Below are 26,682 nucleotides of genomic sequence, written 5' to 3' on the forward strand. Positions count from 1 at the left end.
CTATTTTATATTAATTCCTTGTAAATATTCTCTTTGTTTTTTTCTTTTAAACCAAAAGATAGGTGTTGTAAGCAAATGTAGTACCAGAACTATGGGTGATACAATCCATATTGCAGCCATCAAATATACCTTAAAGAATTTGATCAGCAATGGTCGCTTTTCTTTTTTCCTGATGATGAGGTTAGACCATACTTTGAAAATTTTATTGCCTACTTTTTCTACTCTTACCAGGAAAGCACGGATTTCTACGGCGCCGTTTTTTACAAGCTCCGGCTGAAGTGTTTCCAGTGTATTTTCAGAAAAATGTTTTTCAATAATTCTTCCGTATTTTCCTGCACCGTTAATTTCTTCATCTGAAATTCCTGCAGCAGGAAGCATCCCTGATTTTTCTTTTTTTCCGGTGGTCATCCAGCGAAGGATCGTAAGTACGCTGGTGTAATTGTCATGCCTGTCTACCAAAGCAATATTTCCTACAAGCTTAGCCTGCATTTGTTTTAGATAAACTTTAAGTTTTTCCTGAGAAAACATCCACATATTTCTTGTTCCCGAAACAGTAACAACGGGAGTATCTTTAAGAATATTTTCGGCAAAACCGCTTTTCAGAAAAGATATGATGGGGATAGACGGAGTTAAATACCAAACCTGGTATCCGAAAATAACCAGATCAAACTTTTTATTCAAAACTTCTTCCGGCGGTGGAAGAATTTCGCTGGGAATCTGCAGGTAAGATTCAGGAAAAGTGTTGAAAAATACGTCACCTGACCAAGGAAAAGGAAAGTCTTTTTTCAGTCTGATATTGTAGTAAGTAACATCATATTCCTGATTTTTCTCTTCAAACGGCTGTACCATATTTTTTACAATATCTTCCAGCTGTCCGGACTGAGTGTAATATATAACAAGTATATTCTTTTTCATTAATTCTTTTTATCCGTTTACAAAAATATGCTTTTCATATTTATTATTAAGAAGTAAATATTTTTAATGAGCCATAACTGAATTTTAATGTATAATCATCATTGTTCAGTATATTATTTTTTACATTACAAAAGATAATTGCTCGGGGAAGTTTTTCCAAAGAGCTGATATTGAAGTTCTCATCTGAGATCAACAAAACATCAATATTTTTGGTAATTTGAGCAAAGTCTTCAATATAAGTGATCTTTCTTCTCTGTACCAGATAGTTCTGTTTGGCAATCTGTCTTTTTTCATCATCTTTAATATAGCTGAATATCCTTCTTCCGGCCTGCTGAAGAGTGATCAGTACATCTTTCTGTCCGAAATCGTCTGCAATATGAAGAATATTAGCATTCTTCGGAATATGCCTGCCGAGCTCGAAATAAATTGATTTGTTCTGTTCAAAATCCTTTTTAACTTCGTTTACCACGTCGTTATCTTTGTATAAGAAGCTCAAAAAAAGTTTTTTCTTAAAGTAATTTTCATCTTCCAGTTGTTCCCTTAGGGCGGCAAATTCTTTTCTGAAAAAGGCGTTGATTTTTTTCGTCCGCTCCGGATACTCTTTGCCGAAGCTTTCATCTTCTTTTTTTATTCTTTCGCCCACTTTTACAGTAATAGCGCCGTCGTAGATGATAAAATCTCCCTTCGGCAATACTTCGGAATTTCCGTGGATGTAGACCGGTACAATATCCAACCCGAATTGTTCTGCGAGATAAAAAGCTCCTTTATGAAATCTTTTGACATCGTTTGTATAAGAGCGCTCTGCTTCTGGAAATACGGCCAGAGAATAACCCTGATCTACTTTGTCTTTCAGCTTATCAATCCCGTTTTCTATGCCTTGAGAAACGGGATAGCAGCCCAATGCTCTTACCATTTTCCCAAAAACAGGAGATTCATACACCCAGTCGTTAACCAAAAAAACAAACTTGTGAGTCGTCATGGCAACTGCCAGGATATCCAAGAATGAGGTGTGGTTAGCAATAATAATGGCAGGCCTGCTGAAATCTTCTTCCGTAGCTTTAATGATCTTTTTCCTTACCCATGGATTGGTAAATAAGACAGAAGTTAAAAATTTTGCTGAAATTAATTTAAAAAAGTTTAGCGTACCGCCTTTGGAATTTTTCGTAAACGGACTTATAAAAAGAGAGAAAAACAATCCTCCTAAGCCGTAATACAGAAAAGACAATACCGAATGAATGAAAAGCCTGAACGTAATAGGGGACAGCCCTTTTTTTGCCCTATTGGTAATTAGTAATCTGAACCAGAAAGGATATAATGTTGAGGTAATGATTATTACAGAAAACATTCCTATTAAAGCAACAAGCGCCAGTGAATGAAGAGCCGGATGCCTGGCGAAGATGAGTGAGCCGATTGATAAAATAGTAGTAAAAACAGCCAGAATAATAGAAGTCCTGTAAGTAGGAAGTTCATTTTTACCTGTTGTATGTTCTTTTTGCATGGCCTGGGTAAGAAAGATGCTGAAATCATCTCCTACTCCGAAAACCAGTGTACAAACAACGGTACTGAAAATATTAAGCTCCAACCCCAGGAAATACAACATACCCGCAGTGACTACTCCGGTTAATACAATCGGAAACATAGTCAGAACGGTAAGTTCAAAATTCCTGAAAAATACAACGATCGTCAGAATAATCGCTAAAAGCGAATAATTGATCAGCGTATTGAAATCTCTTTTCAGCAGTCCCAAAAAGTTTTCATTCATCTGCTGGCGGTCAATGGCAAGAGCATCATGGGTTTTGTCAATGTCTTTAATAAAAGCATCTCTTTTGCTTTCATCTACTTTTACAACATTGGACACGGTATAAAATCCGTTTTCCTGACTTAAAAATTCAGATACCTGCAGTGCTTTTATTTTTTCATACTCTTTAAGGCTGAGCGGAATATAGTTTTTATTTAAATTGTCATTAAACTGATTGAATGCAGCTTCATTAAAACCATACTGATTCCCGTTTTGGATGAGCTCGGAAACTGTACGCGTTTTTTTATCCGGGGTCCAGAATTTCTGCCAGCTTTCGATTTTTTTCTGCTGATCTTTTTTAGAGAACACTATTTTCCCCAGAGAGTTATAGCTTAATATTTTTCCTTCCTGCTTTTCTTTTTCGAGAAAACCGCTTAGCTGCGAATTCTTTGTGAGTGCTTCTTCTGCTGAGTTTCCGTAGGAAATGGTATAAATTGATTTTGAGGTAATATCGGAAAGCTTCTGAAGTTTTGCTTCACTGATTTTTAAATCTTTGGGAATGTAATTTAAATCACCGATATCTTCATTAAAGCCTACATGACGGAACCCAAAAAGACAGGCAATGATAATCACCGAACAGCCGATAATCAAAGGTTTGTTTTTTTCATAAGGATAAGACCCAATTCTATCAATGAAATTGGCGTTGGCTTCTTTCTGCTTTTTTGGATGGTACAGCTGGGGAACAATAATGAGCGCAGTAATGGATGATAATATAACCGTAAGTGCTGCAAAAAGTCCCAGGTCCTTCAATGCTTCGGAACGTACGAATACCAGGCACAGAAAAGAAACGGCTGTCGTGGCACTGCTTAATATGATAGGTTGGGTGATTTCCTTGTATAGCTCTTCAATATCATTGTTATGCTTATAATGGGTAAGAATGTGAAGGGCATAGTCTATCGTGATCCCAATGAGAATTGCACCTACACTTAATGAGATGGCAGAAACTTTGTCCTTTATAAAATACAGGATCAGTAATGCCAGCAAAACGGAAAATACAGTCGGCAGAAAGACGATGAGCGGTGTAAAGAAATTCCGAAAATAATAGATCAACAGCACTAATAATACAGTCATTGAAATAAGCACCGTATTCTGGATGTCTTTTTTTATCTGCTGCGCGTTGGCAACCGCAATCACCGGAGACCCGAAATAGCTGATTTCCGTTTTTCCTTTGAACTGCTTATTCAGGTTATCTTTTATTTCATTCAATCCATTGATGAATGATTCATTGTTTTTGGTATCGTTGCTTTTATTTTTAGGATCAATAAAAAGCAAAAGATTTTTTCCGTCTTTGGTGACGATGTAACTGTTTTCAAGTTTAAAATCCTTGCTGATATTTAAGGCGTTGAGCTTTTTGATCCCCAAAAATGTAATGCCCAGCGGATCTTTTTTAATAAATTCTTTCGTGACCAGGCTTGTAGGAGAAACGAGAGAAATATAGTTGCTTTCTACCTTTTTGGCAATGCTGTCTTTATCCAGCTTTCTTTCAATCTCCTTATAATCTCCTTCATCCAGAAATAACGGCAGGTTCTGATTGACAAAATCGAATGTTTCTGAGATCTCATTGTCATTTACTTTTCCCTGGACAGAGCCAATGTACTTTTGTAAAGGTTCAATTTTTTGTAGAAAAGTATCTGCGGTTTCGGAAAGCTGAAAATCATCTTCCTTTGAATGGCTTTCGATAATAACGATGATTTTATCTGAAAAGTTAAGCTGTTTCAGAACTTTTGCCGTAAGATCAGATTTTTCATTTTTGGGAATGATCTGGCTAATGTCTTCTTCAAAATTAATTTTTGAAGCAAAGAAAGCGCATACAACAGCAACCCCTGCTGCAAAAAATACAGAAAGAAGCTTGTTTTTGGAAATGAGATAATATAAAAAGATGAAAAAACGATGCATCGGATAATAAAATCAAGTGTGCAAATTTAATTTTTTCAGAATTAGTTCAAAATGTTTTCATAATAAGTTGTCAGAAAATCAATAAAATATTTAATCATAACGAAAAAAAATATACATTTGCAGAAGTTCCTATTAATAATATAAAAAAAACTAAGCATTGCTTAGAATTTATTATGTTTACAACAAATGATGAAAAAATAAACGGGTTTTTATTCGTGATAATTCTCCCGTTCCTGCTGTACTTCATGTCCTACTATGGATTTGAATCTTCTTATACTAGATTAAAAACTTCAGAAAGACCTCCCGATTTCTTATTCCATTCGGTTTATGCTTACCGTGTAATCCCGAATTACATCAGTGTGAAGATGACCGATTTTATGGAATATCTTATTCTTTATAAGTGTTCTTTTATTAAAGATTTTCTTTCTAAAAACGGTACGCCTTTCTATCACGGACTCTTTCTGGTAAACAGTTTTTTTTTCATGTTATGTTCCTTGGTTATCAATGCTTTACTAAAGCTTAATCCTTCTGATTTTATTTATGATATTAGAGTGAGAAGAATGATTCATCTCCTTTCGGTATTCTTGATCGTGATCACACAGTATGCTCCTACAAATTGTGATACGATAGCATTATTTTGTTATCTTTCAGGAGTATATCTTACATTTAAATACTATCTCACCAGAAATCCAAAGTTTTATATTTTTTTAGTGGTTCTTATTGCCATATCTACTTTTGTTAGAGAAACAGCCTGTCTGAATATAGCTTTCTTTGCTGCTGTTTTTATCTGTCTTAGTGAAATAAAACTACTTCGGTTAAGATCTGTACTTCCTGTAATCCCTTTAATTTTTGGATTTATTATTCCTTACTTAGGGTTGAGACAGATGATCGCCAATGAAGAAATAACTTTTGTGGAAGGGTTTTACATCAATAGGAACTTTACAAGTCCTTTTAACCTGGCAGGATTTATTTTCGCCTGTATTGTTATGTATTTTATCTACCGGTTGTGTGCCGAAGCATTTAATAAAAGAGTAATGAAGAAATATGTTTTTTTCTCATTGCCTTACCTTTTTATGATTACAATGGTTGGGCTCTTTTGGGAAATAAGACTTTTTTTACCGCTGTTTCTTACCTGCATTATTGTCGCTTTTTATCAATTTGACAATCTAAAACCTAAATTATGAGTTTGCTGCATCCTTATTATTTAATTGCAATAATCTACATGCTTATTTTTAGCATTCAGGAAGTCTTTGTAAAAAAAGTTGATAAAAAATGGTTTTGGGTTTTGGCTGTTTACCTTATTATAATAGCAGGTCTTCGGGATAATGTTGGTCCGGATTACGGGAGTTATAAGGGTATTTACATTTATTCTGATACAAAAGACTACATCAGTATTATTAGGAAAGCACTGCATATAGAAGGTTCGGAAAGCGTAGAGATTGAATGGCTTTATGCCCTTATCAATAAAATACTGCTGAATGTCTTTAATGCGCCATTTTATATCGTAACACTCATAATTGCGACTTTTGCAATGTTTTTTAAGGTAGAATATACAGAAGACAATACATTTTATCCGTTTACTTATACGCTTTTCATGTTTATTCCTAATTTCTTTATAGGAGAGAGCGGGCAAATCCGGCAGAATCTTGGGACCTTTGTGATTTACTTTGCCATAAGGTATATAAAAGAGCGAAACCTCTGGAAATATCTTTTTTGGGTATTTATAGCAACCGGAATACACAACGTATGTTATCTATTCCTCCCAATGTATTGGTTGGTAAAACTACGTTTAAACAGATTTGTAATGCTGACGCTGATTATTGCATCCATTTTTGCATCTCCATTTGAAATTTACCGGGTTTTTGGTAGCTTTTTAGATAACATATCATCTGATAGTGTACTTGTAGAAGGTTTTAACGGATATGTGGAAGAATCCATAGAAAGACTTAACGGAGGATTTGGAGTTCCTGAAGCAATGATGGCTATCCTTACTTTTTTCCTATTTACATTCGATAAACAGATGGAAGAAAAATATCCTTATTACGAATATCACAAAGTCTTTGCCGTTTTCGGAATCTGCATGTATTTTATTTTCAGGAATAACCCCATATTTTCATCAAGAATGGCGGGAGCATTTATCGGCTTCTCTTATATAATCATTCCTAATGCGATGTACGTAGTTTCGCAAAATGCCAAAAGATTGATATATGCATTCATCATTTTTCTTGTCATATTCAACTTTATTCTCTTTTCAACATTTAACAACATTACGGCAGGCAGATTTACAATAGATCAATATAAGAACTTTATCTTACCGTAACAAATATTGAAAGGAAAAACAGTTTCCGTAAATCCGCTAAAGCAAACACTTCTATTGTAAGAGGGAATAAAAAAAGCTGATGCTGACGCAAAAGAATTGCTGTTGATTTAATTTAGTAATATGGACTACGAAGTATAATTAAAAGATTTATAACCATTCAAAAATTATTCAGATTGGTAAATTAAATCGTTTCACAAAACCTATCTAATAAAAAAACTTTACTTTTGCAAAAATTTTAGAATGTCGAAAAATTTAGTAATCGTCGAATCACCGGCAAAAGCAAAAACGATTCAGAAGTATTTGGGCAAGGATTTTGAAGTGAAATCCAGCTTCGGGCATATCCGTGATCTTCCTAAAAAAGGAATGGGAATCGATTTGTCAACCTTCAGTCCTGATTACGAAGTTTCTGCAGACAAAAAGAAATTGGTGACAGAGCTGAAAGCAGCCGTGAAAAAAGCCGAAATGGTTTGGCTCGCATCCGATGAGGACCGCGAAGGAGAAGCTATTGCATGGCACCTTGCAGACGAACTGAAACTAAAGCCTGAGAACAGAAAAAGAATCGTTTTTCATGAAATTACTAAGAATGCCATTCTAAAAGCCATAGAAAACCCAAGAGATATAGATCAGAACCTGGTGAATGCCCAGCAGGCAAGAAGAGTGTTGGACAGGATCGTGGGATTTGAGATGTCTCCGGTACTCTGGAAAAAAGTAAAACCGGGGTTATCTGCAGGAAGGGTGCAGTCCGTAGCGGTAAGGCTTGTGGTGGAAAGAGAAAAAGAAATCCGTGAGTTTGTTCCAAAAGCGAGCTTCAAGCTCGACGGAGTTTTCCAGAATAAATCAGATCAGGAAATTGCTGCAAAGCTTAAAAAAGATTTCGATAAGGAGCAGGATGCTGAAAAGTTCATAGAGCTGGCAAGAACAACAGAATTCAAAGTGTTGAATGTGGAAACAAAGCCGGGAACAAGATCTGCTTCTGCGCCTTTCACAACCTCAACCCTGCAGCAGGAAGCATCTTCAAGATTAGGATATAATGTAACGACAACTATGCGTCTTGCGCAGAGGTTATACGAAGAAGGTTTTATTACGTATATGAGAACCGATTCCGTAAACCTTTCCCAGGAAGCGATTGAAGGAGCAAAGAAACAGATCACCTCAGAATACGGTGCCGAATATTCTTCACCAAGAAACTACACCACAAAATCCTCATCTGCACAGGAAGCTCACGAGGCAATCCGTCCTACGGATTTTGGGGTGAAAACAGTAAGCGATGTACAGCTGAACCGTCTGTATCAATTAATTTACAGAAGAACACTGGCTTCGCAGATGGCGAATGCTAAAATCGAAAAAACAGTCATTGAGATCGGGAATGCCAAATTACCGCAGAATTTTGAAGCACAGGGAGAGGTAATTATCTTCGATGGTTTCTTAAAAGCGTATGGTATTGTAAAAACTGAAGACGATGACGAAGAAAGCAACGAAAAACTGCTGCCGAAAGTACAGGTAGGTGAAGTTTTAGACTATAAAAAAATTACTGCTACAGAGAAATTCACAAGACCAAGTGCAAGATATACCGAAGCAGGCTTGGTAAGAAAGCTTGAAGAATTGGGTATTGGGCGTCCATCTACATATGCGCCGACCATTCAGACCATTCAGAATCGTGAGTATGTAGATAAGCGCGAGATCGAGCCGCAAACCCGTGAAGTCGTAAAAATCTCTCTGGCAAAAGATAAGATAAAAAAAGAAGTCCTTGAAGAAAAATTCGGAGGGGATAAAAATAAATTTGTCCCTACTGACATCGGTGAAGTAGTAAATGACTTCCTGACCGACAATTTTAAAGAAATTCTTGACTATGGTTTTACCGCTAGAGTGGAAGAAAGTTTTGATGAAATTGCGAGCGGAGACCAGAAATGGAAGATTATGATGACGGATTTCTATTCGAAATTCCATCCGAGAATTGAAGATGTAGAAGAAAATGCAGACCGCGCTACCGGCGACAGGCTTCTTGGTATCGATCCGAAAACAGGAAAAAATGTTCACGCTAGAATCGGAAGATTCGGAGCAATGATCCAGATCGGGGAGACGGAGGATGAAGAAAAGCCGGTTTTTGCATCGTTAATGGCAGGACAGAATATCGCGACCATTACTCTTGAAGAAGCACTGGAATTATTTAAGCTTCCGTTTGATCTCAACGAAGTAGACGGACAGCCGGTTTCCGTAGGAGTAGGAAGATTCGGGCCGTATGTAAAATGGGGCGAAACGTATATCAGCATTCCGAAAGGAGAAGATCCGTTGTCTGTAGACCAGAAACGTGCGGAAGAAATTATCAATGAAAAGAAAATCGCAGACGCACCAATTGCCACCTATAAAGGAGAACCGGTAACCAAAGGTTCCGGAAGATTCGGGCCATTTATCAAGTATAAAGATATTTTCGTGAACGTACCGAAGCGATATGACTTTGAAAATCTTTCCCAAAGCGATATCAACGAACTGATTGATGCTAAACTGGAAAAAGAAGCCAACCGATACATCCAACAGTGGGAAAAAGAAAAAATCTCTATTGAAAACGGAAGATGGGGTCCTTTTGTAAAGTTCGGAAAAGCAATGTTCAAAATTCCTAAAAAAGCGGATGATACCAAATATGAAGCAGAAGAATTGAAAGAGATTTCGCTTGATGAGGTTAAAAAATGGATCACCGATCAGGATCCGAAAGCTTTTGCTGAAAAGAAAAAACCGGCAGCGAAAAAAACAGCTGCTAAAAAGACAACGGCAACAGCAAAAAAGCCTGCGGCTAAGAAACCGGCAGCGAAGAAGTAAAATAGTTTTTTTATAAAATATTAAACCCCTTTTGATGAATTCTGAAGGGGTTATTTACACTAATAAATATTTGTTATTGTAATATTCGATGGTTTGATGATGAGAGATTTATAATATATAGATTTTATTCAAAACTTCTTATAAATTCCACAAAATTTTTACTTGTAGTAATTTTTTCTTCTAAATATTTCCAATCTTCTTCTGATAATGGTCTTACTTCACGTGCTTGTGCTGCTTCAGTTGATCCTCCAATAAAAATTTGATAGTGAATAAATCTAGGAGGTTTAGTTTTATTATCAGAAAATTCAATGTACTTAAGATGAGGATATTGTTTTTTAGCAGAAAGCAGAATTTGTTTAGCTTGAGTAAACTCAAATTTACTTCCAAGCCAAATAGCACTACTGTTCTTGAAATCGGTAACGATTTTATTATCATTATTGTAAATCATAGTTGGAAACCCTTTTTGTCTCCATGTGCGTAGAAATGACTTAGCTCTCGGAAAGTTCACGATTGTTATTAAATTGTCCTCTTCTTCAAATGGAATCTCGTAATCTTCATCTATTATTTCAGATGGCAGGGTTTCAACGTTTTCGATTTTCTTTTTATCAGTTTTTAATTCGGCTTCAATTTTTTGAAATCGACTATCCATTGAAAATTTTAATTCGGATAAGCTTGAATTAAGGTTTGCAAGTAAATCTTCTTGTGAAATTTTAACTTCAACTTTCTGTTGAGTTACCAAATCATACTTGAAAATTTTAATATAGTTTTCTTCATTTGAAAAATCTGAAGGAGCATATAGTGCTTTGTTATTAAAGTTGAGCGTTAAAAAGAAAAGGATGACCAAAATACTTGGGAAAATTATTAGGAAATAAATAAAAGTAATTTGATTTGTATCTGCAATGAACGGAAGAATTACTGTTCCACTTACTTCAGCAATACCTGCAAATATTGCAATTACTGTTAATGGATTTTTTACAGCACCAATTTTTTCAATCATGGTTATATTTTAAAGTAAAGTTAATTAATTTAGGGAGTTATCCAAAATTAAGTATAACAGTTAGATTAAAATGCCTTTTAATTAGCTTTTTATTAATTAGGATAATAAACACGAAACCACAGGACACTACTTAATCCCGTTTCCTCTAAATTAGCTTTCAAATAAATGCAATGAAAAAACCCTTCACCCGCAAAGAATTTCTTCATACCTCAGCGTTGGGAATGGCTGCCGTATTGTTGGGATCATCATTTACCAGCTTACTATCTTCGGAAGAAAATCCTTATTTCAGGTTGAAACCAATCGGAAGATCACTCGCTTTGGACGGCTATTACATTTGGTGCAGTTCTCCGATTTGGGGTGAAGACGGAAAAGTTCATTTGTTTTATTCTCGATGGAAAAAAGAAAAAGGAATGGGCGGCTGGCTCAACGGATCTGAGATTTGTCGGGCCGAAGCCAATTCTCCATTTGATACATTCGAACATAAACAGGTGATTCTGGCTCCGCGAGGGGAGGGTTTTTGGGATGCAACCACTTGCCATAATCCTTTAATTAAAAAAGTAGCAGACAAATATTTATTGTTTTTCATGGGGAATTCCAACGGAAAAACCAATACCAAAAGAATCGGACTCGCGACATCAAAAAGTCTTGACGGTCCGTGGACAAGGCCTGACCAGCCGCTGCTGCTTCCCGGAAAAGAAGGTTCCTGGGACGACCACTGTACTACAAATCCTGCCTTTGTCAAGGGAAATGACGGAAAATACTGGCTGTTTTATAAATCCTGGAATACGCATGAGTATGAAACCCAGAAAGGCTCGGTGAGGGGAAACAGGAAATACGGTCTGGCGAAAGCCGATTCTCCGCTCGGTCCCTACAGGAAAATTTCAGAAAATCCTGTCATTGACTTTTCATCATTGCCCAATAATGCTCAGCTTGAAGATGCTTTTATATGGAAACAGAAAGATAAATTTCACATGATCGCACGGGACATGGGATTTTTTAATCATGAATTTGGATTGCATCTTATGACGAAAGACGGAATTAGCTGGACAAAACCGGAAGTTGCTTACCTGAATATGCAGCATTATACCACAGAGCCTAATCCTCCGGCGCACCTGAAAAGATTCGGCAGGCTGGAAAGACCCATGCTTTTACTGGATAAAGATGGAGAAACGCCGCGGTTTTTGTTCGGAGCTACCCAGGGAGGAGATTTTCAGACTTCTACTACTTTTGTTTTTGAAATTTTAAATAAAATATAATTTTACACGGAATTACCTTTACCAAAAGCTTCTTTAATTAATTTAAAATTTAACCGCAAAAGAAACAAAAGTATCTCGTAGATGCTCATTAACAATAAAGTTTTCAAAAGGATAAAATCGAAGATTTTTAAGGCTTAGAGTTTCTTTTTATCTTGTAAGTTAGGCCGGTTTAAAGTTTTAAACTTTAAGTTGAAGTCATCGCTGATATTTTTATGCTTGGGAAATAATTTAATTTTAATATTTTTGATCTCAATATATATTGAAAGGGAATCATGAATTTTGAAGATTTTATTATTTCGCCGAGAAATTTCAAAACAGAAAGCTGGCAGATCGGAAGCCGCATTACAAAAGATATAAAGGAAGACAGCATTGTTCTTCTTTTTGTTTCGGATTACAGAGGTGCCAACGGAGATGCGGAAGTGCAGGATTTTACAGGAATCAGGAGAGAGTTTTATAAACTTTCACAGCTTGATTTTGAAATTCCTTTGGTAGATCTGGGCGATCTTGTTTCTGGAAAGTCGGTTCAGGATTCTCATTATATTTTGCAGGAAGTGCTTTCGGCATGTCATTACAAACGGGCTATTCCGGTGATTATCGGAGGCTCGAATGATTTTTCGTTTTCCCTGTTTTCTGCATTAAATTTTCATACGAAAAATATCAATTATACCCAGATCAGCAATATTATTTCGCTTCAGCAGGGAGAACTTATTAACGAATATACGTTCCTCAGCAAGATTTTCGGGGCAAAGAATTTTTCAATTAAAAATTATCATCACCTCGGCTATCAGAAACACCTTAATGAAATTGACTCCGTAAGACTTATAAAAGAAGTTGAATTTGATATCATCCGTCTTGCAGAAATGATGAATTCTACGGAAAAGACAGAACCGTTTTTCAGAAAGGCAGACCTGGTGACAGTAAATTGTGATGCTATCGAAAGCTTCGCAGAACCTTTTTCCATGAATCCGCAGGTGAACGGGCTGAACAGAAGGGAAATTTGTGCTTACATGAAAGAAATCGGGCTCAGCGAAAACCTGAAATCAATAGGAATTTTTAATTATAATATATATTCTGAAAATCAGCTCAACCATCAGCTTCTTGCACAAATGATCTGGTATCTTATCGAAGGGATCAATATTCAGAGATCCCACCCTAAGGAACGGCATTATGAAGTTTTTTATGTTCTGGTTGATGACAGGCAATATGCTTTCAAACGGGATATTTTCAGTAATCTCTGGTACTTCGGGGACGATGAAAATATCGAAAACTGCGTGCCCTGTTCCCGGAAAGATTTTGATGAAGCTAAAAAAGGCTGGCTGAATGCACGACTGACGAAAATTTAATATATGAAACATGTTCCCTCAAAAGTTTCTGTTATTGTTCCGGTTTACAATGTTGAAAAATATCTCGCCAAATGTCTAGATTCTTTAATTTGTCAGACTTATCAGAATATAGAAATTCTGGTTGTGAATGACGGAAGTACGGATCGTTCTGAAGAGATCATTCGCGAGTATGCACATCAATACCCGGATAAAGTAAAATCCTATCTTAAAGAAAACGGAGGCCTTAGTGATGCCCGGAATTTTGGAATCGACAGGGCGACAGGAGACTATATCGGTTTTGTGGACAGCGATGATTATGTAAATCCTTCAATGTTCGAAGAAATGGCCGGGCTGGCCGAAAAGCATATGGCAGAAATGGTCATCTGTAATATACAGAAAGTAGATCAGCACGGAAGAATCATACAAAAGCTCACCCAGGTTCCCAATATGCCGGAAAAAATAGATCTTGAAAATAATTTTTCCGTTTTCTCTGATATAAGCTATTTTGCCTGCAACAAGCTATTCAAAAAAAATCTTTTTGAGGAAAAGAGATTTAAAAAGAATATTCACTTTGAAGATATCCAGCTTATTCCCAGGATTTTGTTGGATTGTACAACAATAGCGCAAACTCAGAATTACCATTATCAGTACTTTGAAAGAATCGATTCCATCAGTAAAACCCATACGGAAAAAGGCCTTGATATTCTTAAAGCAGTAGAAGATGTAGAAGAGTATTTTAAAACAACAAAATATTGCGGTAATGAGCGGGAGCTTAAGGATTTTCAGATCTTTGAAGGAGTATACTCCTTTGTGGCATATCTTGCTTTTGTTAAAAATGATGACGTTTTCTACAAAATGTGTGAAAAGCTTGAATATTTTATGAAGAAAAGGGATATAAAACTTAAAAATTTATTGCAATTTAGTCGTTTTGGTAAGAATTATCTATTATCTTTGTCACTGAAAAAAAACATTTTTTATCTTTTATTTTTTGCCGGGCAGAAAAGACTGATAAGAAAATTTATATAAAAACACAAATGTAAGTGCTGTTTCGGGAATAAGCTTACACAATTATTTCCGGATATCTCACAGAAGATCAGCAGCCCTTTTAAATGAAAAAAGATGAAAAATTTTGAATTATTTTTAGCTCAATCGGGTCTTCCCATATTTTATATCAAAATAGGACTTGGTTTTTTATTTTCTTTTTTAATCACTTTTTTTTCGATTCCTACCATTATCAAGATTTCCAGAAAGAAAAATCTTATGGATGAGCCGGTAGCAAGAAGTTCACATTTGCGCAAAATTGCAAATCTTGGCGGCATTGCCATATTTTATTCCATAGGAATTTGTGCCCCTATTTTTGCCTATGAACTTTTCGACCTCTACAAATTTCTTTTTGCTTCATTGGTTATCCTTCTTTATGTAGGTGTTATGGATGATATTGTTGTAATGAGGGCTTATAAGAAACTTGTTGCGCAGATTATAGTATCATCCTTAGTCGTTATTGGCTCCGATATCAGGATAAGAAGTCTTTTTGGGATATTCGGAATTTACGAAATCAATTATTTTGTGAGTGTAATCTTCAGCATCATTACATTCATCATCCTTATCAATGCCTTTAATCTTATTGATGGTATAGACGGATTGGCGGGCGGATATTCTTTGGTGTGCAGCGCTCTTTTCGGTATAAGTTATTACAGATTAGGATCGTACAACTATCCTTTGGTGGTATTATCGGTGATTATTATAGGCTCTGTGCTTGCTTTTCTGTATTATAATCTTTCACATTACAGAACCAACAAAATCTTTATGGGCGATACCGGATCTATGCTTTTAGGGTTTCTGCTTGCGTTTACATCCATTTCTTTTATCGATATTTTTATTGACAAAAACCTTCCTGAAGTTCCCCGGTATCACCTGCAGTCTGCACCGGTGGTAGCAGTGGCCATTCTTATTCTTCCGATTGTAGATACGCTGAACGTAATTATCATCAGGTTACTCAACAAAAAATCACCTTTTGATGCCGATAAAAACCATATTCACCACCGGCTTTTAAAGCTTAATCTTACGCATAGAAGATCATCCGGTTATATCATTCTGTATTATCTTTTTATAGTCGGTTTGGCCTATTGTTTAAGACATACCAATGTAAATCTATTACTTTTTATCATAATATCTTTAGGGTTTTTAGGCGCGTATATCCCTCATTTTATTTATGCGCTGAGACATATCAAAGACACTAAAAATTAATCTGTTTCACAATAATTTCAAAAAAAATGATGAAGAATTATAAGTATCTGTTTCTATTAATGCTGCCCTTTTTGTTGGTATCCTGCATTACCACTAAGGATGTGCGATACATGCAGCCGAATGAAAGCCTGGTAATCAACGAAGAGGGGCTTATTCCCTATAATATTCCGATATACAGAATTACCAGAAATGATATACTGAACCTTAATATTGTCACTACACCGAAAGGAGACGCGGCCCAGTTTTATTCCACATTGAATACTTCAGGAGCTAATGCATCAGGCAATGGTAATATTTCAACATTAAATCAGGCTACTGCAAGAGGCGGTGGAGGAAATTCCGTTTTTTATTTCAACGGATTAAAAGTAGATTCCAACGGCGACATTAATGTTTTTGGTATTGGTTACATAAAAGCGGAAGGAAGAACCATTGAGGAAGTAGCCCAGGAAATACAGACCAAAGTCAATGAAAACTTTCAGGAAGGGAAATCCGAGGTAAGGCTCAATACAGACGGGATAACCTATTACATATTGGGAGACACTGAAACAACAGGTCTCACTGGGGAGAAAGTAGCCCATAAGAATACACTCAATATTACGGAAGCATTGGCAATGAACGGCGGACTTAATAAAACCATCGATAAAAAAAATATCGTTATCCATCGCAAACTGCCGGAAGGAATCAAAATCGCCAAAATTGATCTTACGCGGGAGGATGTTATGAATTCCCCCTACTATTATGTGCAGAACGGTGATGAAATATACCTTAATACAAGGGCAAAAAGTCTGAACGGCTTAGGAAAAGATCCTATCCAGACATTAACAACAGCAGTATCAGTGATTACAACCGCACTGTCTATCTATTTACTTCTTAAAAATCTTTAATACTATGATCCCGGATAAAGAGACAAATATAGAGAAAACTAATTCTCAGGAAAGTAAATACGGTTCATTTGCCCTGTTTGATATGGCTCATTTTTTAAACAGAATTCTTAAAAACTGGTATTGGTTTATTATGATGTTTATTATAGGCTATACCATTTCATGGATATATACCAAGTATTATGCGCAAAATATTTATGCATCAAACTTATCTTTAAGTGTATCCAACAATGCCGCAAGCTATTTTACTCCAAACCAGTCTATTAACTTCATATGGGGACAGGGCGGAAATCAGGATGGTGTTTACCTTAAAAAAATGTTGTTGTCCAGAACGCATAATGAATTTTTGGTGAAAGAATTAGGACTTTATGTAAATTATTCTACAAAAGGTGTTATCAAATCAACCTATTTAGATAAGGATGATGTGCCGGTTTTGCTTGAGGTGGATAAAAACCATCTTCAGCAGGTGGAATATCCCATTACACTTATTCCCAAAGGGATAGATAGATTTGAAGTTGTTTTGCCGGAGGAAGGGCATTCCCAGACATTATACAGCTATAAAACAGAAGGATTTAATACAATAGCTCCATACGATAAACCAAACAATCAGGTCATCCGGGTAGGAGATTGGTTTACTTCCCATAACCTTAGATTCAGGCTGGTGAAAAATCCGGTTACCCCCAAAATTAACCTCAAGAATATTATTGTTACATTTAGTACGGTAAATAATGCAGTAAATGATATTGTTTCTACCATTTCAATAGATTTTGATAAAGAAATCAATAGCATTATGATCATTACCAAGAAAGGGTATAATCTCAACGGCACCGTTAATTTTCTCAATAAATCCGTAAGTCAGCTGCAGAAAAAGCAGCAGGCCGATAAGCTCATTGTTGATAAAAATACAAATGTATATTTACAGGAAAATCTTGATAAAATAAGAAAAAAGCTGGATTCGAGCGCTTATGTTCTGAATTATATGAAAACCACTGAAAAGCTCTATGACATAAAAGACAGAGACGAAAAATCCCTAAACAAAATTAAGGAGCTCGAAGCTAAAAAAGCGGATTTGGAGAGCAAGATTGTGTCCCTCAATAAGATAAAAGGTACTGTCGCTTCACAGAATTATGATAAAATGATCAGCACTACGGCAGCAGGCTTTCAGGATGGTGTTTTTTCAGCAACCGTTGCGGAACTCAAAGATTTATATCTAAAAAGAAGGGAAATGGCCCTTATCTATAAACCGAATTCCGAACCTATGGTTGAGATTAATAGATTGATTAATGAAGCTCGTACAAATTCTAATTTAGTTTTACGAAACTATTATTCAGATTATCTGGAAGAAATCGGTAAAATAAACCGGAAAGTAATGGAAGCGAACGCGGATCTTGATACCTATCCGGAAAAAGAAAGAAAATATCTGGATGCCGAAAGGGGATACAATATGATAGAAGCGACCTACAACAGTCTTCTCAGCAGGCAAAACGAAACACAATTAAAAATAGCTGGAAAACAATCTGATATCAATGTGATAGATCCGGCAAAAAATATTGGACAGTCTCCAATAGGCCCGAACATAAAAGCCGTGAAAGCCGGAATAATAGGCGGTTTCTTAATACTTCCGATGCTTTTTATTGTTGTGGGAGTAGCGCTTGACAGTAAAATCAGAAATATTAAAGAATTAATTAATGCTACCAGAATTCCTCTTCTTGGCGTTATTGGTAACAATACCAATGAAACAATGCTTACTGTTCTTGACCAGCCGAAATCTTCAGTATCCGAGGCATTCCGAGGCATCAGAGCCAATATGAGGTTTTTATCGGCAGGTGAAGGGGGAAGTAAGATTATCCTGGTAACATCCTCCATTGGCGGCGAAGGAAAAACCTATGTTTCCATTAACCTGGCTTCAGTACTAGGATTAAGTGACAAAAAAACAATCCTTCTCGGAATGGATCTCAGAAAACCGAAAATTTTCGGAGATTTTAAAATTGATAACAAATACGGGATTTCAAACTATCTTACCGGTGAGGTAGAAATGAGCCAGATTATTAATAAAACCCGAATTCCTAATCTTGATGTCGCAACTTCAGGACCGATACCTCCCAATCCTTCCGAACTTCTGATGAGTAAAAAAAATATCAGTTTTATCCAGGATCTTAAAGCCATGTACGATTTTATTATTATCGATTCCCCGCCGGTGGGGCTGGTTGCCGATTCTTATGAATTAATGAAGCACTCCGACATTAATATTTATGTGGTCCGACATGAATATACCGAAAAATATATGCTCAAAATGATTACTGAGAAGTATCACAATGCAGAAACTGGTAATCTGGGAATGGTATACAATGATTATAATACAAAGCAGGGTTATGGCTACGGTTACGGTTATGGCTACGGTTATGGCTATGGTTACGGGTATTTTGATGAAGATAAAAACTATAAAGAACCATTGTTAATAAGAATTAGAAATAAAGTACGGGAAATATTCAATAAAAAATAATACTTTTAACCCCTCATTAAATGGGGGTTTATTTTGTAATGATAATTTTGAATCTGTTGAAAAAAGAATAATTTATCGACTTTATCGTTTACTTTATAACAAATTATGTTTTTTTGTTTATTTTTAACTAAACATTAAGATTATCATTAATATAAAAATGTTTTATATTTGCAAAAATTAAATTTTAAAATAACCATAAATCCATATTCTTTTATGAATAGAAAATTATTGTTTAGCTTCCTTGCCGCTCTAGGAACTGTGGTAAGTGTTAAAGCACAAAGAAACGAACTGGGAGTTCGTCTAGGTATGAGTAACCTAGTTGGGGATATAGGGAGAACGAATTATATTTTACAAAAGCCATTGGATTTAAGTAAAGCGTCGGATTGGGGAGTTCCGTTTTACGGGGGGATTTTATATAGATTTAATTTTAATCCTCATCAGACGGTAAGATTGGATCTTGGATATAATCAGATTCAGTTTAATGACAAAGTAGCCAAAGAAGAATACAGACAAAACAGAAACTCATTCGGGAAAAACAATGTATATGAAGCAAGTCTTGTTTTCGAATACAATTTCTTCCCGGTAAATAACGAGCAGAAAGGTATGGTAAGCCCATATATTTTCGGCGGGGTGGGTGCTTTGATGTTTGATGCACCGAAAGCTACCCTTATTAATGATTTCAGAAGAGATGCTGATGGCGTTGCCCAAGCTCCTATTAATGAGCTTGATTTTACGACAAGAGCAGAATACTCTACCGGAACGAAAACTACGATGCACCTTCCTTTTGGGGTAGGGTTGAAGTATAAATTTAATTATAACTGGGCTATTTTTGCCGAAGCTACTTTCAGATATACCCTGACCGATCAGCTTGATTATAGCAAAATCCTGTCCAAAGATGTAATCTCCACGTACAATGGAGATATCTTAAGCCCCGTTACAGGAGGCTCTCTTCTTCAGACAGATGCCTATTATGTGGTGTCTAAAGAGAGAGAAGCTGCCTTTATAGGAGGAAGAAATATTGGAGATACAAAGTCTAAAGACTGGATGAATACGGTAAGTTTAGGTTTGACTTATTCGTTCGGAAGACCTCCGTGTTATTGTGATTAATATGTCGTTGATAAAAGATAAAATAGATCCGGATAATTTACCAAAGCATGTTGCTGTCATCATGGATGGTAATGGAAGATGGGCAAAATCCCGTGGCGAAGAAAGAACTTTCGGTCACAGAAATGCCATTAATGCAGTAAGAAATGCCATTAATGCATGTAATGAAATACATATTCCGTACTTAACGCTGTATACCTTTTCTTCGGAAAACTGGAACCGCCCTGCTGAAGAAGTAAATACATTAATGAATTTACTGGTAGAGACATTATTGCTCGAAGCAGAAGAAATTTTCAGCAAAGGTCTAAGAATGCATGTTATCGGTAATCTGGATAAGTTACCACCCCTCGTAAAAGATCAACTGAATCGTGTGGTGGAGCTCACAAAAGAAAATACAAAAGGCAATTTGGTATTGGCCATAAGCTATGGCTCACAAAATGAAATACTGAATGCCGTAAAAAACATAAGTGAAGAAGTAAAAGAGGGAAAAATAAATGCAGATGATATTGATGAAAAATTATTTGAAAGCCATCTCTATACCAAAGATTTTCCACCTGTTGACCTCTTGATAAGAACCAGTGGCGAAATCAGAATCAGTAATTTCCTCCTTTGGCAGATTGCCTATGCAGAACTGCAGTTTTTAGATGTTCTGTGGCCGGACTTTACGAAAGATATTTTCTTTCAGTGTATTGTTGATTATCAAAACAAGGAAAGAAGATTCGGAAAGACCGGAGAACAAATAAAAATCCAGTAAAATTTAAGAAAAGAAAGACTACGATAAAATGAAGTTTAGACTATTACCCATCATTATGTTTGTTGCTTCTGCACATTTCTATGGACAGGTAACTCCACAGGACAGTACACAGGTGAAAGCATCTGTACAAGCAGGAAACCAGGCAGGAACATACACCTTGAAAGACATCGTTGTAGATGGGGTTAAAAAATATACACCGGCTCAGATCCTGAGATTTACAGGATTATCAAAAGGTGAGACGGTAGACATTCCGGGACAGAAAATCAGTAACGCAGTAAAAAAACTTTGGGATACTCAATCTTTTTCGGAAGTTGAAGTATATGTTCAAAGTATTGAAGGCGAAACAATCATCCTGAAATTCTACCTCCAGGATCTTAAAGATCTTGGTGAAGTAAAATTTACCGGAAAAGGAATCGGCAAATCCAAAAATGAAAAAATGGCTAAAGACAACAATCTGAAGCCAGGTACCAAAATCACCCAGAATTTGGTTTCAAGTCTTAAAACCAATGTGCCTAAAGACTATGTTAAAAAAGGATATGCTGATGCTAAAATTACAATTCAGGATAAAGTAAATGCAGGAGATCCTAATTTAGTAGACTGGACGATTAATGTAGATAAAGGCAAAAGAATCAAGATCGATCATATCGAGTTTGAAGGAAATACAGCTGTATCCGATAGAAAACTTAGAAAAAAAGCATTCAAAGAGACCAAACAGAAAAGATTTGGGATCGGAGGTATCCTGAAATCTTCAAAATTCATTGAAGAAAAATATCAGGAAGATAAGCAGAACCTGATCAGCTATTACAACTCCCTGGGTTATAGAGATGCAAAAGTAATTTCTGATTCAGTATGGAGAAACAAAAGAAATAACTACGAGATCAATGTAAAGCTTAATGAAGGGAAGCAGTACTATATCGGCGATGTTACATTTACCGGAAATACCGTTTACTCTACAGATTACTTACAAAGACTCTTAGGATATAAAAAAGGAGACATTTATGATGCAGTAGGTTTCAACAAAAAAGTTGGAGAAGACGGGGGTAAAGAAGATGATTCCGATATCAAATCGGTTTACATGAACAACGGTTACCTTTTCTCAAATGTAACACCTGTTGAGAAATCAGTAAACGGAGATAAGATTAATCTTGAAATTCGTATCAACGAAGGAGAGAAAGCAACTTGGAACAGGGTGACTTGGGAAGGAAATACAACTACACATGACCATGTAATACTAAGAGCTTTAAGAACAAAACCAGGAAATCTTTTCGCTAAAAGCGATATCAAAAGAACCTATTTTGATCTTGCCGGAATGCAGTTTTTTGATCCGCAGCAGGTAGGGCAGGATATCCAGCCGAATCAGCAGGATAACACTGTGGATATCAAATGGAAGCTCGTTGAGAAAGGTTCTTCACAGGTTCAGCTACAGGCCGGTTACGGAGGTAACAGCTTTATCGGGACGCTGGGATTGACATTCAATAACTTCTCTTTGAAGAATTTCCTTAAATTTAAAGACTTTAAACCTGTGCCGCAGGGTGACGGGCAGACATTGTCACTTCAGGCTCAGGCAGGGCAATATTTCCAGAATTACGGAGTTTCATTTACGGAACCTTGGTTATTCGGAACAAGGCCAACGGCACTTTCTGTCAGCCTTAACAACTCAAGGGTAAAATATTCTGATGCTTACGGAAGCTCCCAAAAGTTAAATATTTTCTCCGCTTCAGTAGGATTGAACAGATTGTTGAAGTGGCCGGATGATTATTTCTCACTTTATACAGGACTTCAGTTTCAAAAATACGACTTTAAAAACTATCCTTTCGATTTCGGAGGTACTACAGAATATTACGGTACGGCAAACAACTTCAGTATCAATCTCGGGCTGAGCAGAAACTCTGCAGGGATTGACCCGATTTTCCCGACAGTAGGATCAAATCTTGATCTTTCGGTAAAATTCACGCCACCGTATTCATTGTTCAATAACAAAGATTACTCCACACTCTCTCCTACAGAGAAATATAAGTGGATGGAGTTCTTTAAAGTTAAATTTAAAGCAGATATTTATAACGAAATTGCCGGAAAACTGGTATTGAGATCTTCTGCTGAAATGGGATTCATGGACGGGTATAACAAACAACTTGGGGCGCCGCCATTTGAAAGATTCTATGTAGGAGGTACCGGGCTTTTCGGAGGTCGATATGACGGTAGAGAATTGATTCCGTTGCGAGGTTACGAAAACGCATCTACGTACGGAGGAACTTCTGAAGATATTACCCCTACCGGTGGAGGTACTATTTATAACAGATTTACGTTAGAATTAAGATATCCGATTTCATTGAACCAGACTGCAAAAATTTATGCACTCACGTTCGCAGAAGGAGGTAACGTTTGGAATTCATGGGGAAGCTATAATCCGTTCCAGCTGAAAAGATCATTAGGTGTTGGGGTAAGAGTTTATATGGGAGCATTCGGCTTGATTGGGTTCGACTTCGCTTACGGATTCGATAAAACAGTTTCAGGAACAGAACCTTCCGGATGGAAAACACACTTCCTGATGAACCAATCTTTATAATTCATTATATGAAAAATTTTAGAATTGTTTTCTCATGCTTCTTATTTTTGCTTTTCGGTTTAAGCAATGCACAGAAAGTGGGCGTCGTTGATACAGATTATATTCTGAATAAAATGCCCCAGTATAAAGAAGCCGAAGCAAGACTTAATGCCCAGATCGATACATGGCAGTCAGAACTTCAGAATCTGCAGTCAGAATACGAGCGTAAAAGATCTGCCTTTGAAAGTGAAAAAGTTCTTCTCATCGGAGATCAGCTGAAGCTAAGAGAAAAAGAAGTAATGGATTTGGAGAAAAATATCAAAACCACTACCAGTTTACGCTTTGGAGCTACCGGAGAAATTAAAAAGCTCAGAACCAATCTTGTTCAGCCGTTTCAGGACCAGATTTGGGGAGCAATAAAAACAATGGCAGAAAAAAACGGGATCGGCATCGTGGTTGATAAAACAAGCAACAATGTGCTCTTCCTTCAGAAAAGATTCGATTACTCAGATAAAGTATTAGATATTTTATTAAAAGATACCGATAAAAAAGAAAAAACTAAAACCCGAAAATAAAAGTTTAACTTTTATTACATTTACAGATCTAAAAACAAATTAAATTATTTATTTACCAATTATGAAAAAATTAAGTGTATTATTTGCAGCGGTAATGATGGTTGTATCGGTAGGTATGGCAAAAGCTCAAAAAATTGCAACTTTAGACGTTATAGGTGTTCTTAACGCAATGCCTGAAAAGAAAAAAGCAGATACTGATCTTAAAGCTTTCTTAGATACGAAACAAGCTGAAATTAAGAAAAAAGCAGATGCTGGACAGGCTAAATTGAAGCAATATACTGAAGAAGCTCCTAAAAAAACAGCTGACGAAAACAAAGCAAGAGAAGCTGAATTAGCAAAAATGCAGCAGGAAATTCAGGATATGAACGATAAAGCTCAAAAAGATTTTGTTGCAAAACAGGATGCTGCTTATGAACCAATCGAGAAAAAACTGAACGATGCCGTTTCCAAAGTTGCTAAAGCAAACGGATACGATTATATCATGGATGCAAACTCTTCTGCCTTCGTATTTAAAGGAGGTCCGGACGCTACTGCTGCCGTGAAGAAAGAACTAGGCGTTCAATAATTTTCAGATATTTAAAAACATTTATAAAAAACCATCTCTCATCGAGGTGGTTTTTTTATTTTTGCAGCATGGAAAAAGAAGTATCGACCACGGTAAAGGTGCGGTTTAGTGATTGTGATCCGATTGGGCATTTAAATAATGTGAAATATCTCGACTATATGTTCAATGCAAGGGAAGACCATGTAGAAACATTTTACGGTTTTACCTATGAAGAATATACAAAACTTACAGGCTGTACCTGGATTGCCATTCAGAATGAGATTGCCTATCTGAAAGAAGTGAGATATAATACCTCGGTTGTAATCAGCAGCAAAACCATAGACGTTCAGGATAGAACGGCAAAGGTTGAAATTCTTATGAAAAGTCTGGACGAGAAAACTATTCATGCGGTATTGTGGGTAACCATAATTTACTTTAATGTAAAAGCTAGAAAGTCGGAAGTACATCCTGAAGATATTAAAGAAACGTTCAACAAATTTTATGTAGATTTAGAACAGAAAGATTTTCAGTCAAGAGTTAAATTTTTAAGATCACAAAACGCGAAAAATTCATAATGAAAAAAATATTAGTAGTAGGAGGAAGCGGACAGTTGGGTAATTGCATCAGAAAAATTGCTCCCGACTTTGAATTGGATTATGAGTTTATATTTACAGACTCTCAAACATTGAATGTAACGGATGAAGATCAGGTAAATTCATTTTTTTATGATAACAAACCCGATTTTTGTATAAATGCATCGGCTTTTACAGCAGTAGATCTTGCAGAAAAGGAAGAAGAAAAAGCATTTGCAGTAAATGCATATGGAGTTGCCCACCTTGCACAAGCCTGTAAAGAATATCATACTATTTTTATTCATGTCTCCACCGACTACGTTTTTGATGGTGAAACCAATTTGTGTTACTCCGAAGATGATTTCACTAGCCCGATAGGCGTGTACGGCGCATCCAAATTAAAAGGGGAAGAACTGGCTTTAGAAGCAAACCTTAAAACAATAATTCTCAGAACATCATGGCTCTATTCAGAATTCAATAAAAATTTCGTGAAAACCATGCTTCACCTGTTTTCACAAAAAGACGAACTTGGTATCGTGGCCGATCAGTTCGGGCAACCGACCAATGCCAATGACCTCGCAGAAGCCATCATGAATATCATTGAAGCACCTCAAAAAAACTATGGTATTTTTCATTTCTCAAACTATCCGGAAACAACATGGTTCGAATTCGCCGGAAAAATTGCTGAGCTTTCAAAGTCGGAGATCAAACTCAATCCCTTAACAACCGAGCAATATCCGACTCCGGCAAAAAGACCCAAAAGAAGTACCATGTGTTTGGATAAGATAGAGCAGGTTTACAAAATTGAACCCAAATATTGGGAAAATAGTCTTGAAGAATGTCTGAACATTCTTGCACAATAATATATATAGAATGAAAAAAATAGTATTTGCAGTCTTTGTTTTTGTTGCTCACATTTTTTATGCCCAAAATGTATTCTTAACGAAAGTTGAAAAGACGCATGAAAACACAGACAAGTTTTTATATAAAATTGATGAGGAAAAGGCAGAGGCAATATATCTCGGAGAAATCGAAGTTCAGGGCTTTTCAAAAAATGATGCCGAAATTTTCTCATTGATCTATAAAAAAGCAAAAGAAATCGGAGCCAATACTTTTGCATTAAAACCATTTGAAACCGTTGACGGCTCAATGCAGAATTTCAATCCTGCAAATTACAGACTGGCTTTGTACCATCTTCCGAAAGAAAAATTATTGAATCAGACAGGAAGCCTCTATTTGTTTGCCTCTTCAGACAAAGATCAAAAGATCGCCTTAAATAAAACGGATTATATACTGTCCCCAAGATCATACTTTGTTATACAGACGGTCCCGGGAGAAATTTATACCATCTCAACAAAAAAACTGTTAGGTTCAACCATAAAATTTCAGCCGAAAGAAAGCAGCTCCAACCAATATTTCCAGATTTCGGCCACCAAAATAAAATCAGACGAAACTGGAGTTGGTGGACTCAACTTAAAAAGTGGTGACATTATTGGACTGGAAAAATCGTACGCCGAATTTCTTAGCGTAATTTATAGTAAACAAAAAGCAGAGTAAAAACTTTGCTTTTTTTATTTCAATAAGTTTTAGGGTGAATTTGTGGAAGCCAATCAATACTTCTATTTAACAACTTCCGCAC

The 26,682-nt window shown here is 36.3% G+C and carries 20 protein-coding genes; 17 read left to right on the forward strand and 3 right to left on the reverse strand.

Annotation, left to right across the window (positions count from 1 at the left end; all coding sequences use genetic code 11):
* Entirely contained in the window at window positions 1-915 is a 915-nt protein-coding gene (locus tag HHL20_RS14775) for a dialkylrecorsinol condensing enzyme DarA (RefSeq protein ID WP_169231937.1), read from the reverse strand.
* Between the two features lie 46 nt (window positions 916-961).
* Window positions 962-4,609, reverse strand: coding sequence for an MMPL family transporter (locus HHL20_RS14780; RefSeq protein WP_169231938.1), 3,648 nt, complete (start codon window positions 4,607-4,609; stop codon window positions 962-964).
* Window positions 4,610-4,782: 173 nt separating this feature from the next.
* On the opposite strand from HHL20_RS14780, the gene HHL20_RS14785 reads away from it, so the two are divergent.
* From HHL20_RS14785 to topA, 3 genes are all read left to right on the forward strand, one after another.
* Window positions 4,783-5,793 (forward strand): hypothetical protein, encoded by a 1,011-nt coding sequence (locus tag HHL20_RS14785; protein WP_169231939.1) that lies wholly within the window; start codon window positions 4,783-4,785, stop codon window positions 5,791-5,793.
* Window positions 5,790-6,929, forward strand: coding sequence for an EpsG family protein (locus HHL20_RS14790; RefSeq protein ID WP_169231940.1), 1,140 nt, complete (start codon window positions 5,790-5,792; stop codon window positions 6,927-6,929). Before HHL20_RS14785 ends, HHL20_RS14790 begins: the two co-directional genes overlap by 4 nt.
* A 240-nt stretch (window positions 6,930-7,169) precedes the next feature.
* Window positions 7,170-9,743, forward strand: coding sequence for a type I DNA topoisomerase (gene topA / locus HHL20_RS14795; RefSeq protein ID WP_169231941.1), 2,574 nt, complete (start codon window positions 7,170-7,172; stop codon window positions 9,741-9,743).
* A gap of 124 nt (window positions 9,744-9,867) precedes the next feature.
* On the opposite strand, the gene HHL20_RS19480 is transcribed toward topA, so the two are convergent.
* Window positions 9,868-10,740 (reverse strand): hypothetical protein, encoded by an 873-nt coding sequence (locus HHL20_RS19480; protein ID WP_185194823.1) that lies wholly within the window; start codon window positions 10,738-10,740, stop codon window positions 9,868-9,870.
* Between the two features lie 170 nt (window positions 10,741-10,910).
* Here HHL20_RS19480 and HHL20_RS14805 point away from each other — a divergent pair, with 170 nt between their 5' ends.
* From HHL20_RS14805 to HHL20_RS14870, 14 genes are all read left to right on the forward strand, one after another.
* Complete coding sequence (locus HHL20_RS14805; RefSeq protein ID WP_169231942.1) at window positions 10,911-11,996, forward strand: glycoside hydrolase family protein; 1,086 nt, start codon at window positions 10,911-10,913, stop codon at window positions 11,994-11,996.
* 272 nt (window positions 11,997-12,268) lie between these two features.
* Window positions 12,269-13,339 (forward strand): formimidoylglutamase, encoded by a 1,071-nt coding sequence (locus HHL20_RS14810; RefSeq protein ID WP_169231943.1) that lies wholly within the window; start codon window positions 12,269-12,271, stop codon window positions 13,337-13,339.
* Window positions 13,340-13,342: 3 nt separating this feature from the next.
* Window positions 13,343-14,344 carry a glycosyltransferase family 2 protein gene (locus HHL20_RS14815; RefSeq protein ID WP_169231944.1) on the forward strand — a complete coding sequence of 334 codons (1,002 nt, stop codon included), beginning with the start codon at window positions 13,343-13,345 and terminating at the stop codon, window positions 14,342-14,344.
* 93 nt (window positions 14,345-14,437) lie between these two features.
* Entirely contained in the window at window positions 14,438-15,565 is a 1,128-nt protein-coding gene (locus HHL20_RS14820; protein ID WP_169231945.1) for a glycosyltransferase family 4 protein, read from the forward strand.
* Between the two features lie 26 nt (window positions 15,566-15,591).
* Window positions 15,592-16,449: a polysaccharide biosynthesis/export family protein gene (locus HHL20_RS14825; RefSeq protein ID WP_169231946.1), complete on the forward strand. Its 858-nt coding sequence runs from the start codon at window positions 15,592-15,594 to the stop codon at window positions 16,447-16,449.
* 4 nt (window positions 16,450-16,453) lie between these two features.
* Entirely contained in the window at window positions 16,454-18,949 is a 2,496-nt protein-coding gene (locus HHL20_RS14830) for an exopolysaccharide transport family protein (protein WP_169231947.1), read from the forward strand.
* Between the two features lie 213 nt (window positions 18,950-19,162).
* Window positions 19,163-20,056, forward strand: a complete 894-nt coding sequence (porG, locus tag HHL20_RS14835; protein WP_169231948.1) for a type IX secretion system protein PorG — start codon at window positions 19,163-19,165, stop codon at window positions 20,054-20,056.
* Window position 20,057: 1 nt separating this feature from the next.
* Window positions 20,058-20,807, forward strand: coding sequence for an isoprenyl transferase (locus HHL20_RS14840; RefSeq protein WP_169231949.1), 750 nt, complete (start codon window positions 20,058-20,060; stop codon window positions 20,805-20,807).
* A 28-nt stretch (window positions 20,808-20,835) separates the two neighbouring features.
* Window positions 20,836-23,373, forward strand: a complete 2,538-nt coding sequence (bamA, locus tag HHL20_RS14845; protein WP_169231950.1) for an outer membrane protein assembly factor BamA — start codon at window positions 20,836-20,838, stop codon at window positions 23,371-23,373.
* Between the two features lie 8 nt (window positions 23,374-23,381).
* Window positions 23,382-23,927, forward strand: a complete 546-nt coding sequence (locus HHL20_RS14850) for an OmpH family outer membrane protein (protein ID WP_169231951.1) — start codon at window positions 23,382-23,384, stop codon at window positions 23,925-23,927.
* A gap of 61 nt (window positions 23,928-23,988) precedes the next feature.
* Window positions 23,989-24,492 (forward strand): OmpH family outer membrane protein, encoded by a 504-nt coding sequence (locus HHL20_RS14855; RefSeq protein ID WP_169231952.1) that lies wholly within the window; start codon window positions 23,989-23,991, stop codon window positions 24,490-24,492.
* A 68-nt stretch (window positions 24,493-24,560) separates the two neighbouring features.
* Window positions 24,561-25,046, forward strand: a complete 486-nt coding sequence (locus tag HHL20_RS14860) for an acyl-CoA thioesterase (protein ID WP_169231953.1) — start codon at window positions 24,561-24,563, stop codon at window positions 25,044-25,046.
* Complete coding sequence (gene rfbD, locus HHL20_RS14865; protein ID WP_169231954.1) at window positions 25,046-25,906, forward strand: dTDP-4-dehydrorhamnose reductase; 861 nt, start codon at window positions 25,046-25,048, stop codon at window positions 25,904-25,906. Before HHL20_RS14860 ends, rfbD begins: the two co-directional genes overlap by 1 nt.
* A 10-nt stretch (window positions 25,907-25,916) precedes the next feature.
* Window positions 25,917-26,600: a hypothetical protein gene (locus HHL20_RS14870; RefSeq protein WP_169231955.1), complete on the forward strand. Its 684-nt coding sequence runs from the start codon at window positions 25,917-25,919 to the stop codon at window positions 26,598-26,600.
* Window positions 26,601-26,682: the final 82 nt, after the last annotated feature.

Source organism: Chryseobacterium cheonjiense, from assembly GCF_012927265.1.
Lineage (GTDB): Bacteria > Bacteroidota > Bacteroidia > Flavobacteriales > Weeksellaceae > Chryseobacterium > Chryseobacterium cheonjiense.

Excerpts from the sequence above, each read along its gene's own strand:
- HHL20_RS14775 (WP_169231937.1), bottom strand. The coding sequence starts at position 915 with ATGAAAAAGAATATACTTGTTATATATTACACTCAGTCCGGACAGCTG.
- HHL20_RS14780 (WP_169231938.1), bottom strand. The coding sequence starts at position 4,609 with ATGCATCGTTTTTTCATCTTTTTATATTATCTCATTTCCAAAAACAAG.
- HHL20_RS14785 (WP_169231939.1), top strand. The coding sequence starts at position 4,783 with ATGTTTACAACAAATGATGAAAAAATAAACGGGTTTTTATTCGTGATA.
- HHL20_RS14790 (WP_169231940.1), top strand. The coding sequence starts at position 5,790 with ATGAGTTTGCTGCATCCTTATTATTTAATTGCAATAATCTACATGCTT.
- topA (WP_169231941.1), top strand. The coding sequence starts at position 7,170 with ATGTCGAAAAATTTAGTAATCGTCGAATCACCGGCAAAAGCAAAAACG.
- HHL20_RS19480 (WP_185194823.1), bottom strand. The coding sequence starts at position 10,740 with ATGATTGAAAAAATTGGTGCTGTAAAAAATCCATTAACAGTAATTGCA.
- HHL20_RS14805 (WP_169231942.1), top strand. The coding sequence starts at position 10,911 with ATGAAAAAACCCTTCACCCGCAAAGAATTTCTTCATACCTCAGCGTTG.
- HHL20_RS14810 (WP_169231943.1), top strand. The coding sequence starts at position 12,269 with ATGAATTTTGAAGATTTTATTATTTCGCCGAGAAATTTCAAAACAGAA.
- HHL20_RS14815 (WP_169231944.1), top strand. The coding sequence starts at position 13,343 with ATGAAACATGTTCCCTCAAAAGTTTCTGTTATTGTTCCGGTTTACAAT.
- HHL20_RS14820 (WP_169231945.1), top strand. The coding sequence starts at position 14,438 with ATGAAAAATTTTGAATTATTTTTAGCTCAATCGGGTCTTCCCATATTT.
- HHL20_RS14825 (WP_169231946.1), top strand. The coding sequence starts at position 15,592 with ATGATGAAGAATTATAAGTATCTGTTTCTATTAATGCTGCCCTTTTTG.
- HHL20_RS14830 (WP_169231947.1), top strand. The coding sequence starts at position 16,454 with ATGATCCCGGATAAAGAGACAAATATAGAGAAAACTAATTCTCAGGAA.
- porG (WP_169231948.1), top strand. The coding sequence starts at position 19,163 with ATGAATAGAAAATTATTGTTTAGCTTCCTTGCCGCTCTAGGAACTGTG.
- HHL20_RS14840 (WP_169231949.1), top strand. The coding sequence starts at position 20,058 with ATGTCGTTGATAAAAGATAAAATAGATCCGGATAATTTACCAAAGCAT.
- bamA (WP_169231950.1), top strand. The coding sequence starts at position 20,836 with ATGAAGTTTAGACTATTACCCATCATTATGTTTGTTGCTTCTGCACAT.
- HHL20_RS14850 (WP_169231951.1), top strand. The coding sequence starts at position 23,382 with ATGAAAAATTTTAGAATTGTTTTCTCATGCTTCTTATTTTTGCTTTTC.
- HHL20_RS14855 (WP_169231952.1), top strand. The coding sequence starts at position 23,989 with ATGAAAAAATTAAGTGTATTATTTGCAGCGGTAATGATGGTTGTATCG.
- HHL20_RS14860 (WP_169231953.1), top strand. The coding sequence starts at position 24,561 with ATGGAAAAAGAAGTATCGACCACGGTAAAGGTGCGGTTTAGTGATTGT.
- rfbD (WP_169231954.1), top strand. The coding sequence starts at position 25,046 with ATGAAAAAAATATTAGTAGTAGGAGGAAGCGGACAGTTGGGTAATTGC.
- HHL20_RS14870 (WP_169231955.1), top strand. The coding sequence starts at position 25,917 with ATGAAAAAAATAGTATTTGCAGTCTTTGTTTTTGTTGCTCACATTTTT.